Origin of the sequence: Erwinia psidii, assembly GCF_003846135.1 — a bacterium.
In the GTDB taxonomy this organism is placed as follows: Bacteria; Pseudomonadota; Gammaproteobacteria; order Enterobacterales; family Enterobacteriaceae; genus Erwinia; species Erwinia psidii.
On the sequence record NZ_RHHM01000007.1, the window covers coordinates 143392 to 160485 of the forward strand.

The following is a 17094-nucleotide window of genomic DNA, read 5'->3' on the forward strand; positions in this document are numbered from 1 at the left end:
AGGAGAAGGTAACGTGTCAAAAGTTTTGCAACATTACGCCTGTCTGCATGACATCCCGGAGCTGGGATTTCAGGAATTTAAAACCTCGGCCTACATCAGTCAACAGCTTAAAAACAGCGGCTACCAGGTGCAGGAACGCGTAAATGATACCACTGGTATTGTCGCCATACTCGACAGCGGTGCTCCAGGCCCCACGCTGGCACTGCGTGCGGATATGGATGCGCTTGGTCATGTCATCAACGGTGAAAGCTGCGCCCGCCACACCTGCGGTCACGATGCACACGCTTCGGTCGTGCTGACCGCTGCTCAGGAACTGATAGCAGAAGGTGCAGTGAAAAAAGGCCGTCTCAAACTCATTTTTCAGCCTGCCGAAGAACTGGGCACTGGCGCGCTGGCGATGGCGGCCGGCGGTGCGATTGACGATGTTGATATGCTGCTTGGCTTCCACGTCCGTCCGGCGGAAGAGTGTGCCGTCGGCACGGCCATTCCAGCGGTTTACTACTCGGCCTGCGTGACGCTGGAAGCGACGGTGCGCGGACAAACCGCGCACGCTGCACGCCCTCATCAGGGGATCAACGCGCTGGATGCAGCCTGTGGTGCCGTACAGGCTGTCAATGCGGTGCATATGGCACCCGGCAAAACCTGGAGTGCAAAAGCTACCCGTTTCCTGTGCGACGCGGGGGTGACCAATTCTGTCCCGGATGAAGCCAGGGTCGTGTTCGATCTGCGCGCGGCGGAAAATGAGGATATGAACCAGCTGCAGGAGAGAGTGGAACGGGCCATCCGCTTCAGTGCCGCATCATTCGGCGCAACGGTGCAAATCAACGTACTGAAAGCGATGCCCGCCGCAGAAATTGCTGGTGAGATGACCGCATTGATTTCCGCTGCCATTAAAGAGGTGTTGGGAGCTGAAGCGGTAATGCCGGTACGCTCCACGCCCGGCAGCGAAGATTTTTTCCACTACGCCGTACAGCGACCAGAAATGAAAGCCGGTTTCTGGGGTTTAGGGACCGGTCTGCTACCGGGCCTTCATCACCCTGATATGCACTTCGATCTCAGCGCACTGCCGGTGGCTGTTCGCATCTTCAAAGCCTGTGTAGTGAGGGTGCTGGGATGAATCTGCTGGCACGTCGCAGTGAAAAGGCGGCGACGAGATCAATAACCTGACGGTGCCCCTGCCCGGCCGGGTTAACTGTTTTGCTTTGGTTTGAACCTGATATGCGCACATGACACGGTTTCAGAGTGATACTCTGTGTTATTTGGCAGCAACGCTGAGCGACGCCAGATAATCAGACAAAACCTGAGCGTGAATGAAAGGTTGCCACCAGATGACGTCACTGAGGCGGTGAGTGAATAACGATTCAGAAATGCGACAGCACCGCCCGGTCTGAACTGACCGGGTGGTGGCAAAAATAAATCTCAGAGATGACAGAACGGGCCTGGGCCAGCGAACAGCACCGTCACTTTTCAGCCTGCTTTTGCAGGCCTGTTTTATGAGCGTTACAGAGGGTGTCAATAATCTTATCTCAGGGGCGGCCACGCGCTTTCTGTCTGTCTTTCAGCCTCTGTTTCTCTTCATGAGCCATAAAACGCCAGGCAATAAAACCAACAATACCAACCACAAACAGGATCAGCGAAGCCAGCGCGTTGATCTCCGGGTTGACGCCACGGCGCACGGTGGCAAAAATCTGCATTGGCAACGTTGTTGCACCGGGCCCGGTAACGAAACTGGCAATCACCAGATCGTCCAGTGAGAGGGTAAAAGCCAGCAGCCAGCCGGTAACAATGGCCGGAGCAATCATCGGTACAGTGATTACAAAGAACACTTTTAACGGCGTTGCACCCAGATCCATCGCCGCTTCCTCAATGGAACGGTCCAGTTCCCGTAATCTTGAGTTAATCACCACTGACACGTATGCCGTGCAGAAAGTCACATGCGCCAGCCAGATGGTTAACATGCCGCGATCGGCAGGCCAGCCAAAGGCATTACCCATTGCCACAAACAGCAGTAACAGTGACAGGCCCGTGATCACATCCGGCATAACCAGCGGCGCGGTGAGCATAAAAGCAAAACCGGTAGACCCCCTGAAACGACCAAATCGCACGATCACCACAGCAGCGATGGTGCCAAGCACAGAGGCAGCCGTTGCAGCCAGCGCGGCAATGCTCAGACTCAGCGTAACCGCGTCAATCATCGCACCATCGTGAAACAGCACCCTGTACCAGTGCAGGGAGAAACTCTCCCACGCGGCCAGCTGTGAAGCGTTGAACGAGTAAATCACCAGCAGCGCCATCGGCGCGTAGAGAAAGAAAAAGCACACCACAAGGATAGCGATACGCCACGGCGAGCGCACAACAGGTAACGAGGTCATTCCTTCTCCCCCATCTCTTTATTCTGATGCTTGTGAAACCAGATGATGGGCAGGATCAAAATCAGCAGAATAATCACTGCCAACGCTGAAGCAACTGGCCAGTCACGGTTATTAAAGAACTCCTGCCACAGTACCCGGCCAATCATAATGCTGTCCGGGCCACCGAGCAGCTCCGGGATAACATATTCTCCGACCGCCGGAATAAACACCAGCATCGAACCGGCAATAATACCGCCTCTGGTCAGAGGCACAATGACACTGAAAAAGGTTTTCAGCGGACGCGCCCCCAGATCCAGCGAGGCTTCCACCAGCGAATAGTCAATCCGGGTCAGCGCAGTGTAGATAGGCAGCACCATAAAAGGTAGGTAGCAATACACAATGCCAATATAGACCGCAATATTGGTGTAAAGGATGGTCAACGGATGTTCGATAACCCCGGTCCACAGCAAAAAACGATTCAGCACACCATTATCGTTCAGGATCCCCATCCAGGCGTAGACCCGCACCAGAAAGGAGGTCCAGGAGGGCAGAATAACCAGCAGCAGCAGAATATTGCGGATGGAGGGTGAACTGTGTGCCACGGCCCACGCCAGCGGATAGCCAATTAACAGGCAAATCACCGTGGAAACAGCCGCAACCTGCAATGAATGCAAATAAGCATCAACATATAAAGGATCGTCGGTCAGCGTAAGATAATTGCCGAAATTCATCACCATCGTAAGTTGACCATCTGCCCAACTGAGCAAATCGGTGTAAGGTGGGATGGCGCGGGCAATGTCAGCAAAGCTGATTTTCAGAACAATTAAAAAAGGCAGCAGGAACAACAGCACCAGCCACAGGTAAGGCAACGCAGTTACCAACCTGCGGCCTGCTTTCATTTGCAGGCGAGAGAGAAAGGTCTGCACCACACCGGCAGAGCGGCCAGGTGGTTCAGTGATATTTGAAGAATGCTGGCTCATAGTTCCCCCACTACACCGTCAACACCACGCAGCTGTCCGCATCCCAACAGAGACGAACTTCATCTCCCCAGGTTGGCGCACCTTTGCGAAAACGGTGGGCATTTTGCAACTGGGCGCTGATCATCTGGCCGCTGTGCAGTCGCACATGATAAATCGACAGATCGCCGAGGTAAGCAATGTGTGTCACTTCACCAACGGCAAAATTACAGCCATCGGCAGGCACCTCTTCGCACAGCATCACTTTTTCCGGGCGCAGGGCGACATTCACCGGAACACCTTCCATCACCGGGGCATCAGAATCCACTTTTAGCGGGTGAATAAGTCCGGGGCTGTCAACAATCAGACCGTCGGACTGGCGCTCACGCAGCAGCCCCTCAAAAAGATTTACCGAACCAATAAATTCAGCACTGTAGCGCGTGGTCGGATGTTCATAAATTTCTTCCGGCTCACCTATCTGGACAAACTTGCCCCTGTTCATGATGGCAATTCGTCCGGCCATGGTCATCGCCTCTTCCTGATCGTGGGTGACCATCACGCAGGTGGCTCCAACGCGTTCAAGAATATCGACCACTTCCAGCTGCATCCGGTCGCGCAGTTTTTTATCCAACGCCCCCATTGGCTCATCCAGCAACAACAGTTTTGGCCGCTTGGCCAGGCTACGGGCCAGTGCCACACGCTGACGCTGCCCACCGGATAACTGATGCGGTTTACGCCTGGCGTACTCCTGCATATGGACCAGCGTCAGCATCTCGGCCACACGACTGGCAATTTCACCTTTTGGCAACCGGTCCTGCTTCAGTCCAAACGCGATATTCTGCTCTACCGTCATATGTGGGAACAATGCGTAGGACTGGAACATCATATTAATCGGACGCTGATAGGGCGGCACATGGGAAAGATCCTGGCCATCCAGCATAATCTGACCGGAGGTCGGCGGTTCAAAACCAGCCAGCATCCGCAACAGCGTCGATTTCCCGCAGCCGGAGGCCCCCAGCAGCGCAAAAATTTCACCTTTATAGATGGTCAGATTGACATCATCAACCGCATGCTGCCCATCGAAAGATTTGGTCAGGTTGCGGATTTCCAGCAGTGGCGTTAATGCCTTGCCCACTTTTGCCTGTGGACGAGGGGTTGCTTCATTCACTTCCATTATTCTCCGGCACTTAACAGCAGGCTTTGCCGTAAAAAAACAAAACAGAGGCCAGGCAGGCACCTCTGTTGTAGAGTCAGAAAAGGATTAGCAACCGACAGGCTACTTACCGCTTTTAACTTTAGTCCATGCACGCGTACGTACACGATCCAGTTTCGGATCCTGAACCTTCAGCACAAAAAGTTTCGCCATCGTATCCGGTGTCGGGAAAATGCCCGGATTATTGCGAACATCAGCATTGATCAGCGGTACCGACGCTTTATTGCCGTTGGCGTAGAACATTTTGTTAGACACATCAGCAATCACCTTCGGCTCCATCAGATAGTTAAGGAACTGATAGGCTTCATCAATATGTTTTGCGTCTTTCGGAATAGCCAGCATATCGAAGAATGCCAGCGCGCCCTCTTTCGGAATACTGTAGGCAATATTCACGCCGTTCTTCGCCTGAATGGCTCGGTTTTTCGCCTGTAACACGTCACCAGCCCAGCCAATCGCCACGCAGGTGTTGCCGTTGGCCAGATCGTTGATGTACTGGGAAGAGTGGAAATAACGAATGCTGGGACGAAGTTTCAACAGCAAATCGGTGGCCGCACCTGAATAGTCCTTCGCATCAGTGCTGTTAGGATCTTTACCTAAATAATTCAGCACGGTGGCAAAAATTTCTTCCGGCGCGTCAAGGAAGGAAACGCCACAACTTTTCAGTTTTTCGAGGTTTTCCGGCTTCAGCACCAGATCCCAGCTGTTTACCGGCGCATCTTTGCCCAACGCGGCTTTCACTTTCTCCACGTTGTAACCAATACCGGTGGTGGCCCACAGATAAGGAATGGCATATTTATTACCCGGATCGTGCTGATCCAGTTTTTTCAGCAGATCCGGGTCGAGATTCCTGTAGTTGGGCAGTTTACTTTTATCGAGCGGCTGGAACACGCCGGACTGCAGCTGGCGGGCGAGAAAACTGGAGGATGGTACAACCACATCATATCCGGTGCTGCCGGCCATCAGTTTACCTTCCAACACTTCGTTGGAATCGAATACGTCATAGACCACTTTGATGCCGGTTTGTTTTTCGAAATTCGGCACCGTATTGGGCGAAATGTAGTCTGACCAGTTATAGACATGCAGCGTCTTATCAGCAGCCACTGAACCTGCGGAAACCGCCATCAGCACACCAGCCACCACACCTGACAACCACTTTGTACGTTGGTTGAACATGTTTTCCATCCTCAAGAAAAGAGATAAACACAGCATCCACAGGCCAGGGAGTGTTCACATTGGTCCTGTCAGGGCTATAACAATGAATGAATATTCAATTTTGCCGTTAATAGAAAAAACCTATGCCCAGGACGACGTTGCACTAAAAATGCAGCCACGCAAGCATAGCTGTACTCACTTATCCAGGCCAGTGTCAGCCTTAAAAAACGTCTTTTATCGATTTTTTATGTATTTTTCATCTATGTGATATGCCACTCAGGCGTAAATAAAGATGAAAATAGGGAAAGTTCCGCTTAAGGTCAGAATAAAAGTTGGCAATGACAGGGGGTATTTTGGTGAAACGCGCAATACCGGGGGCGGAAAGGAAGAAAATATGGCGGGCCAGCCGACAACCGACCCGGAATTCACCAGGGAAAATCAGTGCAGCATAGAGTAAGGGAAAAGATACTCGCTGCGATCTTCATCTTCAGGGATCATCAACAGGTGGTTGGCAAAAGCTTCCATCACCACCATCGAAATCTGCTCTTCACTCTGTTTGAGAAAATGAACGAACTGCCCAAAGGTCACCCCGGCGACAACGCTGAGTGACTGCATCACGATCAGTTTTGGCAGGTTATCATCCTGAATATCAATGAAGGCTTTGACTGTCAGAGAGCTGGCATTGATTTGCGACAGATCGCCAACCAGTGGGATCAGTGCGGTCGGTTTAACTTCCGCCAGGGCGGAAAACAGAATAACGTTGTCAACCAGATCGAGTTTCGCATCAAACACACCGTCAAAATTTTGCATATGCGGAAGGTGCAGCGCCTGACAGCTGTCACACTCAAACCAGGTAACGCTTTGCTGATCCAGCCAGTGTCGGATCAGGTCAATATCCGGTATGACCAGAGAATCCATGTGATTTTCTCATACTGCCCTAAAATTGCGCTCTAGCTTACGCAAAAAGGCTGTGAAACACCACGACTGCGACACAAATATACCATCAACGGGCCGTTTTCAGACAGAATCCCGGCACCCTTCTGACCAGGTGCCAGGTCATGATTCGGCGAGCACAGGCGATTAAAATTATATATATACTTATAAATCATAACATTACATAAGCCGGTAATCATATTTGGCTTTATCGCAACCCGTTTCCCTTTCTTAAGTAAGAATGGGGGAAATTGTCAATGGCCGGAAGATGTTTACCAACGGTTTCAGTTCACTTCTCCGTATGGCCATTTTTATGCGCAAACAAACATCACCTCCTGTGGAGGTGGTCAGCAACAAATTGGCTCTGCCAGTAATGCTACTCATGGGAAAATCCGAATCTGTTATCCACACAACTGATAAGAATTTAACCATGAATGGATCCCAGAGACCATCGCATGTGCTGTGATGTTGTCAATATCGTATGGACACCCAGATATGGGTTCCGCATTCTGAGGAATAATCCAGGCAGGGAGGTTTGGATTTCAAATGAATAGCTCAGGATACACGTGGTGGAGCTGGATCATGTTCACTTGCTGATAAAAGTCCCACCGCGACGTTCAATTTCGCATGTCACTGGTCATTTAAAAGATAAAACGGCTGTTCAGTAAATTCCCGTATCGGAGAGAAAATAAATGATGGGGAAACCACTTCTGGGCGCGAGGCTACTGGGTAGATACCGTAGGTATAAACGAAGAGATGATCAGGAAATAGGTGAAATATCAGGAAAAGCATGAACAGGAAGAAAACCAACTTCGTTTAAAACAAGTCTGAGCGAAGGCTCTCAGAGTCAGAGCTAACTACGCCTCCGTGGGGCGCAATTGATACCACCTGCTATGCAGGTGGATTTTTATGCTGGCTGTTGAAATGCCCCCCAACAGTGATAACGGCCTTTAAAGCTGTCGTCGCGAATCGAGCAGTCTGCAAAGTAGTTTTCTCTCACTCAGGTACCGGGCAGTCACAATATTCAGCTCAACAGGCAGCGATCGGTGCGGATCAGCATGTCCTTCAGCCTTCTTCTTCATCTGGCAGATGCTAAACGGCAAACAAGCCTGCATGCCCCCTAACGCGTTGCCCACCCCTGTTTATGCAAATAGTCCAGGATAAAGGGACGACTCTCTTTAATGATGGTCTTTTGAATATGATGACTCCAGCTTTCACGCCGGGGATTAGTTTCACGGGTCAGATAATACGCTTCCTGCTGGCGGTCATAGTCAGCCAGGACCTGCGGGTCAATCGGCTGATAACGATTTTCATGTAGCAACATTGCCACAGGCATACGAGGTTTGCGTTGCGGTGACTGAGCGGGCCATCCAAGGCAAAGGCCAAAAAGCGGCAAAACAAATCTGGGTAAGCCTAACAGTTCGGTTACTTCAGCGATGCCGTTGCGAATTCCACCAATGAACACACCGCCGAGACCCAGTGATTCCGCGGCGATCATCGCGTTCTGTCCCATCAGGGCCGTATCAACGCAACCTAACAGCAATTGCTCAGCCATCCCCAGCTCTGCCTGTGGGCAGATTTGCAGATGACGATTAAAATCTGCACAAAACACCCAAAACTCAGCCGCCTCGGCAACATACTGCTGGCCTCCACTCACGGTAACCAGCTGATCGCGCAGCGCACGATCGGTAATGCGAATCACTGAAGAACATTGCAGAAAGCTGGAGCTGGACGCTGACTGTGCAGCGGCAAGGATGGCCTGCCGCTCAGCATCGCTGACTGGCTGCCCGGTAAAAGCACGAACAGAACGGTGTGAGCAGAGTAAATCAATAGTCGGTGTCATGCTTATCTCCAGGTGTGGGCCTGTTACGTACAGCAAAAAGTTCCGGGCAGATCGCTTTTGCTGTACGCCAGGCGATCGCCGTCGCAGCCGGTAGCATTAACGCTATGGCGATTAAAAACAATACCGTTGCTGGTAGCTTGCCTGAAAAAACGGCTGGTAAAGGTAACATCTGATGCAGGGCAAGATAAGAGAGAACCAGCGTAATCCCACCGCATGCCTCCAGCACCAGTACAGGGCGGGGCATTTTGTTAAACACAGGCATAATGCTCCTTCTCTCTTTCGCTCTGATTAAGCTGAAACTGTTAACATACCTATCCGCCTCAGGGGAGCCTGTGGCAGAATGGCCCAGATACCAACAGGAAAGGTATAGCCTGGACAAATTGGATTGACAGGTAATTCCTGCTTTTCGTCACCTGTTGAAACAGGCATCATGAGCGCCAATTAATAATATTTTGTGATTTAAATCACACATTTTGATCATCAAGGGGAAACGTATGTTTGCAGTGATTTTCGGACGCCCGGGTTGTCCTTATTGTGTACGGGCCAAAGAGCTGGCTGAGAAGTTGGCTGAAGATCGTGAAGATTTCAATTTCCGCTATGTCGATATCCACGCGGAAGGTATTACCAAAGCCGATCTGGAAAAAACCGTCGGAAAACCTGTTGAAACGGTGCCGCAGATTTTTCTCGATCAAAATCACATTGGTGGCTGTACGGATTTTGAAGCTTATGCTAAAGAGAACCTTGGCCTGTTCCAGTGAGGTTTGCCAGCTGGCCCGATAAAACAACTTCGTTGTAGCGAACCCGGCTATTGCGACCCTTTCTTTTTCCTTCTGCGGGGTATTTCAACAGAAATACCCCGCACTGTAAGGCATTTCAGCCATGCGAATGCCAGAAAAAAGTCCTTATCAACATGATCAACAGCGAGCCGCAACCACACCAGAAAATGGCACTGGCATCAAAAGCCAGTTCCTGTATTGGGTCGTAGCACATATCAGCGTAAAAATTCAGAATAAAAATGCACAATAACGTACCTGACAGTGCTGCCACTAGCGCCACCGTGAGTGGGGCCTCTTTTGAAGTCAGCGCTGCCACCGCACCGGGCAGGATTAACATCAGCAATCCGGGACGCGCCTGCATAATCGCAGCACCTTCAATGAACATGTCATAACGCAACGCCATAAAAACGATGCTGTAGAGGACAAGGCTGATTATTCCTCCTGTCCACGACACCCCCCTTAACACCATAGGTTTTTCTCTCAGTAATTGATGTAGTTATCAGGCCAGACATGCCCCAGCCCCACTATTCCTGCTGGCGAAAAGCAAAAAAAACGTTACAAATACAGATGGCTTTTACTGGCTGAAAAAGAATGAAACGATTAAAATAGACGCCGATTTATCTGGCCTGAGCTGAAACTTACCGCGCACCTCAGGACCGGTTAATCAGGCAATATTTATTTGTCATTTTGCTGCAGGCAGTACGCGACATATTTATCCACTCTCTGCGCTGTTCAAATTCAGTCAGCCTGCAACGGTTACGCAGGGTGAGACAAAGGTTTAATATTGCCATCGCGCTATTGCCGTGCGAAAAATTTAGCGCAAAAAACCCATTATTTCAACGCGTTACTCGTAAACAAGAAGTTAAACAGTGAATATAAACGTCGCAGACTTGTTAAGTGAAAATGACATTCTGTTATTATTTGTCGTACTCGCTCTGGGACTGTGCCTGGGTAAATTACGCCTTGGCTCGGTTCAACTGGGTAATTCCATTGGTGTTTTAGTCATTTCTCTCCTGCTTGGCCAACAGCATTTTGGTATTAACCCGGACGCACTCAACCTGGGCTTTATGTTATTTATTTTTTGCGTAGGTGTTGAAGCCGGACCTAACTTTTTTTCTATTTTCTTTCGTGATGGCAAGAATTATCTGATGCTCGCGGCGGTAATGGTAGTCAGTGCGATGATGATGGCCTTAGGACTGGGCAAACTGTTCAACTGGGATATTGGCCTCACCGCAGGAATGTTGGCGGGTTCGATGACCTCAACACCTGTGCTGGTCGGAGCGGGAGACACACTTCGGCAAACCTATCCGGGGGGAAACCTGCTCAGCGTTGCTCAGTCAAATCTGAGCCTGGGCTATGCACTGACCTATCTGATTGGTCTGGTCAGCCTGATTTTTGGTGCCCGTTATCTGCCTAAGTTGCAACATCAGGATCTCTCTACCAGTGCGCTCACCATCGCCCGCGAAAGAGGCCTGGATCCCGACAGCCAGCGTAAGGTTTATCTGCCAGTGATCCGAGCCTATCGCGTTGGACCAGAGTTGGTTGCGTGGACGGACGGTAAAAATCTGCGCGAGCTGGGTATCCACCGTCAGACCGGCTGTTACATCGAGCGTATTCGACGCAACGGTATTCTGGCAAATCCCGACGGCGACGCGGTGCTGCAACAGGGCGATGAAATCTCTCTGGTGGGTTACCCGGATGCACATTCCCGTCTTGATGCCAGCTTTCGCAATGGGAAAGAAGTGTTTGACCGCGACTTACTGGATATGCGGATTATTAATGAAGAGATCGTGGTTAAAAATAACAATGCGGTAAATAAACGGCTAAGTCAGCTTAAGCTAACCGATCACGGTTGTTTTCTTAACCGGGTGATCCGTAGCCAGATTGAAATGCCCATTGACGACAGTATTATTCTTAATAAAGGCGATGTGTTGCAAATCAGCGGTGAGGCACGTCGGGTTAAATCAGTAGCCGATCGTATCGGATTTATCTCAATCCACAGTCAGGTTACTGACCTCCTCGCGTTTTGTGCCTTTTTTATTATTGGACTGATGACCGGAATGGTCACCTTCCAGTTCAGTAACTTTAATTTCAGCATCGGTAATGCCGCTGGGTTATTATTCTCCGGGATCATGCTCGGTTTTCTACGAGCCAACCACCCCACCTTTGGCTATATTCCCCAAGGGGCACTGACGATGCTGAAAGAGTTTGGCCTGATGATTTTTATGGTTGGCGTTGGACTGAGTGCCGGCAGCGGTCTGTCACAGGGTCTCGGCGATACGGGCGTGATGATGTTGGTTGCAGGCTTACTGGTAAGCCTTCTGCCCGTAGTACTCTGCTTCGTTTTTGGGGCCTACGTGTTAAAAATGAATCGTGCACTGCTGTTTGGTGCCATTATGGGGGCACGCACCTGCGCCCCGGCAATGGAAATTATCAGTGATACGGCACGGAGTAATATACCTGCCCTTGGCTATGCCGGAACCTATGCCATTGCTAATGTGTTGCTCACTTTAGCGGGTACGCTGATCGTTATAATCTGGCCAATGTTCGGAAATTGAAAATTAATTCAAAAAAAAGTGAGAACTTTTTCTTCAGACGCTGGTCATAATCAGTGCCACTGCTTTTCTTTGAAATCCCCCACATTGTGGAGCCCGCTAACTCTATATTTAGCGGGTTTTTTTATTTTTTTTTTCCTTTCAGGGGCTATCGGCGGTAACTCTTTTGCGCTGACAAAAATAATCACAATTTTATTCTTAACGAAAGCACAACCACGTCCGTAATCAGGAACATACCTGTTTATCTTCCTCTACTCAGCTTTTATCCTGTCCGCCAATATTATTTACCGCAGCCAGGATAATGAATCTGGCTGTGCCATTGTTTTACTTTCAGATGCCCTTTGCATCTGCTGAAAAGACGAGGAGATGGATATGATGGAAGAAATGAACAGAACATTGTTTCTTTGGATTAACGCCACGCCAGCGTCGCCTGACTGGCTGATTTCAACCGCAACTTTTTTTGCCAGAGACCTTATCGCTATTGTGCCATTGCTGATTGTCACACTCTGGCTGTGGGGCCAAAAAAGCCAGCTGGCTTCGCAACGCCAGCTGGTACTGAAAACGGCTATTGCACTGGCTTATGCCATGACCATCTCCTGGTGCATTGGCAATCTGCTGCCACATCCACGCCCCTTTGTAACAGGGCTGGGTCACCAGTTTCTGCGACATGCGGCGGATGACTCTTATCCCAGCGATCACGGCACCGCCATCTTTACTGTCGCCGTTGCATTTCTTTGCTGGCACCGCGTCTGGTCCGGTGTACTACTGATGGTAGTGGCATCGGCCATTGCATGGTCACGCATTTATCTCGGTGTGCACTGGCCTGTGGATATGCTGGGGGGATTACTGGTTGGGATGCTTTCATGCCTGTTTGCACAGGTTGCCTGGCAGTTTTGCGGCAGGCGCTTATTACAGAATATCTCCTCCCTGTACCGGTTCCTGTTTGCCATTCCAATCCGTAAAGGCTGGGTGCGCAACTAGACAGGCACCCTGAGATGAACCGGGGTTTAACTGTCACTCAGGGCAGCAACAGTGGTCCTGAGTGGCAATCTGACAGCCACCGGTGTCAGCCAGGACAAAAAGAGATACACCATAATGGTGGTGCAGTTATTACAATACATAACCGTATGCACGACTTGACCGCATAATTATCCGGGCAGGGATGTCCGCACTCAGGCAAACCATTTTCCAAACCAGCCGTTAAATTTCATCAGCACAAGATCTGTTATCCGGCTGAAAAAATGCCCTTCTTTCACTGTTTCCATCACCACCAGCGGATGTTGCTCAATGATTTTGCCGTCCAGTTGAAAATCAATAGTGCCCACGACCTGATTTTTCGCTAATGGAGCCTTCAGCAGAGGCTGAGATAACGTATAGCTGGCCTTAAGATTTTTCATCTGCCCTTTAGGCAGGGTCACCGATGCATCGCCAGCAACACCAAGCTGGACCTCTTTTTTATCCCCATACCATACGCGATGCGTGGCAAACGGCTTCCCGGCTTTGATGGGGGTCACCGTGTCAAAAAAGCGAAATCCCCAGGTAAGCAATTTTTCGCTTTCGTGAAAGCGCACAGCGTCAGTATCAGCACCAAGCACCACTGAAATCAGCCGCTGGTCACCGTCGGTGGCAGATGCTACCAGGTTATTCCCCGCCCCGTTAGTATGTCCGGTTTTAATGCCATCAACGTTCAGATTGCTGCTCCACAGGAGGCGGTTGCGGTTATATTGCCGGATATTATTAAAGGTAAACTCTTTTTCCTTATGCAGGGCATACTCGTCCGGCACATCGCGGATCAGCGCCTGACTCAGCAACGCCATATCACGGGCCGTGCTGAATTGTCCCTCTGAATCCAGCCCGTGCACCGTTTTAAAATAGGTATTTTTCAGTCCCAGTGCCTGCGCGTAGCTGTTCATCAGACTGACAAACGAATCCTGACTACCGGCAACATAATCCGCCAGCGCGATACTGGCATCATTACCTGACTGGATGACGATACCTCTGTTGAGTTCAGAGACCGGAATACGGTCGCCCGGCTTAAGAAACATCAGTGATGACCCTTGCAGGACCGGATTGCCGGTCGCCCAGGCATCTTTCCCCACCGTCACCATATCGTCAGCGGTGATTTTTCCTGACTTAATTGCGTGACCGACAACATAGCTGGCCATAATTTTGGTCAGACTGGCAGGATCGAGGCGATCATCTGCATGAGATTCTGTCAGCACTTTTCCACTGCGGTAATCCATCAGTATCCAGGCTTTAGCATCAACCTGCGGTTGGGTTGGAGCCTGTTCGGCACGGGCGGGAGAAAGCAGTATGCAAAACAGGGGCAGGACAGCGGCAGGGAGTCGCATTTTCTTCATGATAACATCCAGGTATCCATTTGAAAGTTAGACATTTTCAGCTAACAGACTACTGGAGTGTTACGCTATCCTGTCTGTCGGCAAAAATGAACAGCCATACCGTAAAGTTTTTCACAGTTTATTAGATAAATCCTGGCGGTCACCCTCATCCGGCTATTTTTTGCCCAAAAAAAACTAAAAATTCCAGGTGTAATTCCGATTTTTCGCAGAACGGTTAAGCCGATCACAAAATTCCGCTACCCTGAATGCACTTTGCCAGAGGAGTATGACGATGGATTTAGCCCTGTTCGATCTTGATGAAACACTGATCTGTGATGATAACACCGGCCTGTGGTTACGCTGGCTGGTTTCGCAGGGATATGCCCCCCCAGCGCTGATTGAACAGGAACGCGCGCTGATGACGCAGTATTATCAGGGAACACTGTCGATTGAAGACTATATGACCACCACCCTCTCCCCACTGACCGGCATGAGTACGCTAACGGTATCAGGCTGGATCAGACGCTTTATTCAACGTGATATTACGCCCAGAGTTTACCCCTCAGCCCGCGACAGGTTGGCCTGGCACAGGCACCGCGGCGACAGGGTAATCGTTATTTCTGCCAGCGGTGAGCATCTGGTCACGCCGATTGCTGAACAGTTGGGGGCGGATGTGGCGCTGGCTATTGGCGTGGAGATTGTTGATGAGCGATACAGCGGCAAAACTTATGGCACCATGACCTATAAAGAAGGTAAGGTGACGCGGCTTAACAGCTGGCTGTCACAACAGACGGAACTGGCGTTCGACAAAATCTGGGCTTACAGCGACTCAATGAACGATTTGCCGATGCTGGAACATGCCGATTTCGCGCACGTTATCAACCCGGCAGAACCGTTGCAGCAACTGGCACAGGAACGCGGTTGGGAAGTACATCACTGGCAACGCTGACAGGTCTGGATAAAATATCTGAAGCACTCACAGAGGGGTGCTTTTTTGTTACCAGCCACCGGTAATCTTTTTGCATATGACTGTTCTGCGTGATGTTTGCCGCTGGCGTAAAAGGTAAATCTCCGTGCCATTCACATTGCTGTATAAATTTTGCTTCGACCCCGGTAAAATCCCGCGCAAAATGCTGTGCTGAACTGGAAAAAGTCATGTCGCAAAACACAACAATGGCACCCCGCGTAGGTTTCGTCTCCCTCGGTTGCCCAAAAAATCTTGTTGACTCTGAAAGGATCCTCACTGAGTTACGTACGGAAGGATACGAAGTGGTTCCGCGTTATGACGACGCGGAAATTGTCATCGTCAACACCTGTGGCTTTATTGACAGTGCGGTGCAGGAGTCGCTGGAAGCCATCGGCGAGGCGCTGAATGAAAATGGCAAAGTGATTGTTACCGGCTGTCTGGGCGCGAAAGAGAACCAAATCCGTGAGGTGCACCCCCGCGTTCTGGAGATCACCGGGCCACACAGTTACGAACAGGTGCTCTCTCACGTCCACCAGTATGTGCCAAAACCCCAGCACAACCCGTTTCTTAGCCTGGTGCCGGAACAGGGCGTTAAACTGACGCCACGCCACTATGCCTATCTGAAAATTTCCGAAGGCTGTAATCATCGCTGTACGTTCTGCATCATCCCGTCAATGCGCGGCGATCTGGACAGCCGTCCGATTGGTTCCGTGCTTGATGAAGCAAAACGGCTGGTGGAAGCCGGTGTAAAAGAGCTACTGGTTATCTCGCAGGATACGTCAGCCTATGGTGTGGATGTCAAACACCGTACCGGTTTCTGGAACGGTTCCCCGGTGAAAACCAGCATGGTCAGTCTGTGCGAACAGCTGGCAAAGCTGGGCGTATGGGTTCGTCTGCACTACGTCTACCCTTACCCGCATGTGGATGAGGTGATCCCGCTGATGGCGGAAGGAAAAATCCTGCCGTATCTGGATATTCCACTGCAACATGCCAGCCCACGTATCCTCAAGCTGATGAAACGTCCGGGTGCCGTAGAGCGCACGCTGGAACGGATCAAGCGCTGGCGGGAAATCTGCCCGGCGCTGACGCTGCGTTCCACCTTTATCGTGGGCTTTCCCGGTGAAACCGAGGAAGATTTCCAGATGTTGCTCAACTTCCTGCAGGAAGCGCGGCTGGATCGGGTAGGCTGTTTCAGGTACAGCCCGGTTGAAGGCGCCACCGCCAACCAGCTCCCGGACCAGGTTCCTGAAGAGGTCAAGCAGGAACGCTATGACCGTTTTATGCAGCTGCAACAGGCCATCTCTGCCAGCCGCCTTCAGGAAAAAGTAGGGCGCGACATTCTGGTGATCGTTGACGAAGTGGATGAAGAAGGCGCCATCGGCCGCAGTATGGCAGATGCGCCGGAAATCGACGGCGCGGTTTACCTGAACGGTGAAAAGCAGCTCAAACCGGGTGATGTGATCCGCGCACGCGTGGATAACGCCGACGAATACGATCTCTGGGCGACAAAGATCTGATCCACAGCCTGCTGGCGGCCTGCCAGCGGGCAATCCTCTTCAGCCATAGCGCTTCTGGTGCTGTTTGCGTCGTTGCAGATAGTCCTTATCGGCACGAATTTTGTCCCAACTGGCTTTAAAAATGGCCGCAGCGGCGGCTTTTTCCGCATTCAGCGTTCGGGGTAGCAGTTCACCGTTGGCATCGTATTTTTTTCCGCCCTGATGATTAGCATAACGGCGTGCGCGGGTATAACCCATCTGAATAAATTTTCTCGCCATGTCCATGCCAACAAAATCGTCTGCCGCGCGGTAGGCTTCAAACAGTTGCATAATTTTCTCTGCTGAAGCTTCAGCCAGCAACGGCGTTTTAAAACGCCAGTGTGGTAGGATCTCACTTTTGTAAGGCTCCACGGACAGCACGCCCTGCTCCCCCCTTCCCACCTGATAGCGCTCAGGGTGCTGGCGAAAATCAATATTTTTACCGTCCTGCTGATAATCGAATGCTGTCATCGC

General features: G+C 50.8%; 17 protein-coding genes and 1 pseudogene. 8 read left to right on the forward strand and 10 right to left on the reverse strand.

The genetic code is table 11. The features are described 5' to 3' along the window. Nucleotides 1-13: 13 nt before the first annotated feature. Nucleotides 14-1117, forward strand: a complete 1104-nt coding sequence (locus EB241_RS10525) for an amidohydrolase (RefSeq protein ID WP_124233132.1) — start codon at nt 14-16, stop codon at nt 1115-1117. 409 nt (nt 1118-1526) lie between these two features. Here EB241_RS10525 and potI read toward each other — a convergent pair whose 3' ends face one another. From potI to potF, 4 genes are all read right to left on the reverse strand, one after another. Next, nucleotides 1527-2372 (reverse strand): putrescine ABC transporter permease PotI, encoded by an 846-nt coding sequence (gene potI, locus EB241_RS10530; RefSeq protein ID WP_124233133.1) that lies wholly within the window; start codon nt 2370-2372, stop codon nt 1527-1529. After that, complete coding sequence (potH, locus tag EB241_RS10535; RefSeq protein WP_124233134.1) at nt 2369-3331, reverse strand: putrescine ABC transporter permease PotH; 963 nt, start codon at nt 3329-3331, stop codon at nt 2369-2371. Before potH ends, potI begins: the two co-directional genes overlap by 4 nt. 10 nt (nt 3332-3341) lie before the next feature. Next, complete coding sequence (gene potG / locus EB241_RS10540) at nt 3342-4475, reverse strand: putrescine ABC transporter ATP-binding subunit PotG (RefSeq protein ID WP_124233239.1); 1134 nt, start codon at nt 4473-4475, stop codon at nt 3342-3344. Between the two features lie 108 nt (nt 4476-4583). Next, complete coding sequence (potF, locus tag EB241_RS10545; protein ID WP_124233135.1) at nt 4584-5693, reverse strand: spermidine/putrescine ABC transporter substrate-binding protein PotF; 1110 nt, start codon at nt 5691-5693, stop codon at nt 4584-4586. Nucleotides 5694-5964: 271 nt separating this feature from the next. Between potF and EB241_RS20935 the strand changes: the two genes are divergently transcribed. After that, on the forward strand, nt 5965-6129 hold the full coding sequence (locus EB241_RS20935; protein ID WP_158612406.1) for a hypothetical protein: 165 nt from the start codon (nt 5965-5967) through the stop codon (nt 6127-6129). Here the strand turns inward: EB241_RS20935 and EB241_RS10550 are convergent. Further along, nucleotides 6111-6590 (reverse strand): YbjN domain-containing protein, encoded by a 480-nt coding sequence (locus tag EB241_RS10550; RefSeq protein ID WP_124233136.1) that lies wholly within the window; start codon nt 6588-6590, stop codon nt 6111-6113. The two genes, EB241_RS20935 and EB241_RS10550, sit on opposite strands and share 19 nt — an antisense overlap. A gap of 449 nt (nt 6591-7039) precedes the next feature. On the opposite strand from EB241_RS10550, the pseudogene tnpA reads away from it, so the two are divergent. Then, nucleotides 7040-7376 (forward strand): annotated as a pseudogene (tnpA, locus tag EB241_RS10560) (IS200/IS605 family transposase). 349 nt (nt 7377-7725) lie between these two features. Here the strand turns inward: tnpA and nfsA are convergent. Both nfsA and EB241_RS10570 read right to left on the reverse strand, forming a co-directional pair. Further along, a complete protein-coding gene (gene nfsA / locus EB241_RS10565) occupies nt 7726-8448 on the reverse strand; it encodes an oxygen-insensitive NADPH nitroreductase (RefSeq protein ID WP_124233138.1) in 723 nt (240 codons plus the stop codon). After that, complete coding sequence (locus tag EB241_RS10570) at nt 8432-8710, reverse strand: YbjC family protein (protein ID WP_124233139.1); 279 nt, start codon at nt 8708-8710, stop codon at nt 8432-8434. Before EB241_RS10570 ends, nfsA begins: the two co-directional genes overlap by 17 nt. Nucleotides 8711-8942: 232 nt before the next feature. On the opposite strand from EB241_RS10570, the gene EB241_RS10575 reads away from it, so the two are divergent. Continuing rightward, nucleotides 8943-9206, forward strand: coding sequence for a GrxA family glutaredoxin (locus tag EB241_RS10575; protein WP_124233140.1), 264 nt, complete (start codon nt 8943-8945; stop codon nt 9204-9206). Between the two features lie 115 nt (nt 9207-9321). Here the strand turns inward: EB241_RS10575 and ybjM are convergent, their stop codons facing one another. After that, nucleotides 9322-9678 carry an inner membrane protein YbjM gene (gene ybjM, locus EB241_RS10580; RefSeq protein WP_124233240.1) on the reverse strand — a complete coding sequence of 119 codons (357 nt, stop codon included), beginning with the start codon at nt 9676-9678 and terminating at the stop codon, nt 9322-9324. A 415-nt stretch (nt 9679-10093) separates the two neighbouring features. Here ybjM and EB241_RS10585 point away from each other — a divergent pair, with 415 nt between their 5' ends. Beyond that, complete coding sequence (locus EB241_RS10585) at nt 10094-11782, forward strand: aspartate:alanine antiporter (RefSeq protein WP_124233141.1); 1689 nt, start codon at nt 10094-10096, stop codon at nt 11780-11782. A 372-nt stretch (nt 11783-12154) separates the two neighbouring features. Continuing rightward, nucleotides 12155-12760, forward strand: coding sequence for an undecaprenyl-diphosphate phosphatase (gene ybjG / locus EB241_RS10590; protein ID WP_124233241.1), 606 nt, complete (start codon nt 12155-12157; stop codon nt 12758-12760). A 191-nt stretch (nt 12761-12951) separates the two neighbouring features. On the opposite strand, the gene EB241_RS10595 is transcribed toward ybjG, so the two are convergent. After that, a complete protein-coding gene (locus tag EB241_RS10595) occupies nt 12952-14130 on the reverse strand; it encodes a serine hydrolase (protein ID WP_233592590.1) in 1179 nt (392 codons plus the stop codon). 280 nt (nt 14131-14410) lie between these two features. Between EB241_RS10595 and EB241_RS10600 the strand changes: the two genes are divergently transcribed. Together EB241_RS10600 and rimO are read left to right on the forward strand one after the other, a co-directional pair. Then, nucleotides 14411-15067, forward strand: a complete 657-nt coding sequence (locus EB241_RS10600; protein ID WP_124233143.1) for an HAD family hydrolase — start codon at nt 14411-14413, stop codon at nt 15065-15067. A 206-nt stretch (nt 15068-15273) separates the two neighbouring features. After that, entirely contained in the window at nt 15274-16602 is a 1329-nt protein-coding gene (rimO, locus tag EB241_RS10605; protein WP_124233144.1) for a 30S ribosomal protein S12 methylthiotransferase RimO, read from the forward strand. 39 nt (nt 16603-16641) lie between these two features. On the opposite strand, the gene EB241_RS10610 is transcribed toward rimO, so the two are convergent. Next, nucleotides 16642-17091 carry a DUF4385 domain-containing protein gene (locus EB241_RS10610; protein ID WP_124233145.1) on the reverse strand — a complete coding sequence of 150 codons (450 nt, stop codon included), beginning with the start codon at nt 17089-17091 and terminating at the stop codon, nt 16642-16644. Between the last annotated feature and the right edge of the window lie 3 nt (nt 17092-17094).

Bases quoted from the DNA above. Each gene is read 5' to 3' on its own strand.
- potI (WP_124233133.1), bottom strand. From the start codon at position 2,372: ATGACCTCGTTACCTGTTGTGCGCTCGCCGTGGCGTATCGCTATCCTT.
- potH (WP_124233134.1), bottom strand. From the start codon at position 3,331: ATGAGCCAGCATTCTTCAAATATCACTGAACCACCTGGCCGCTCTGCC.
- potF (WP_124233135.1), bottom strand. From the start codon at position 5,693: ATGTTCAACCAACGTACAAAGTGGTTGTCAGGTGTGGTGGCTGGTGTG.
- EB241_RS20935 (WP_158612406.1), top strand. From the start codon at position 5,965: ATGAAAATAGGGAAAGTTCCGCTTAAGGTCAGAATAAAAGTTGGCAAT.
- EB241_RS10550 (WP_124233136.1), bottom strand. From the start codon at position 6,590: ATGGATTCTCTGGTCATACCGGATATTGACCTGATCCGACACTGGCTG.
- nfsA (WP_124233138.1), bottom strand. From the start codon at position 8,448: ATGACACCGACTATTGATTTACTCTGCTCACACCGTTCTGTTCGTGCT.
- EB241_RS10570 (WP_124233139.1), bottom strand. From the start codon at position 8,710: ATGCCTGTGTTTAACAAAATGCCCCGCCCTGTACTGGTGCTGGAGGCA.
- EB241_RS10575 (WP_124233140.1), top strand. From the start codon at position 8,943: ATGTTTGCAGTGATTTTCGGACGCCCGGGTTGTCCTTATTGTGTACGG.
- ybjG (WP_124233241.1), top strand. From the start codon at position 12,155: ATGGAAGAAATGAACAGAACATTGTTTCTTTGGATTAACGCCACGCCA.
- EB241_RS10595 (WP_233592590.1), bottom strand. From the start codon at position 14,130: ATGCGACTCCCTGCCGCTGTCCTGCCCCTGTTTTGCATACTGCTTTCT.
- EB241_RS10600 (WP_124233143.1), top strand. From the start codon at position 14,411: ATGGATTTAGCCCTGTTCGATCTTGATGAAACACTGATCTGTGATGAT.
- rimO (WP_124233144.1), top strand. From the start codon at position 15,274: ATGTCGCAAAACACAACAATGGCACCCCGCGTAGGTTTCGTCTCCCTC.
- EB241_RS10610 (WP_124233145.1), bottom strand. From the start codon at position 17,091: ATGACAGCATTCGATTATCAGCAGGACGGTAAAAATATTGATTTTCGC.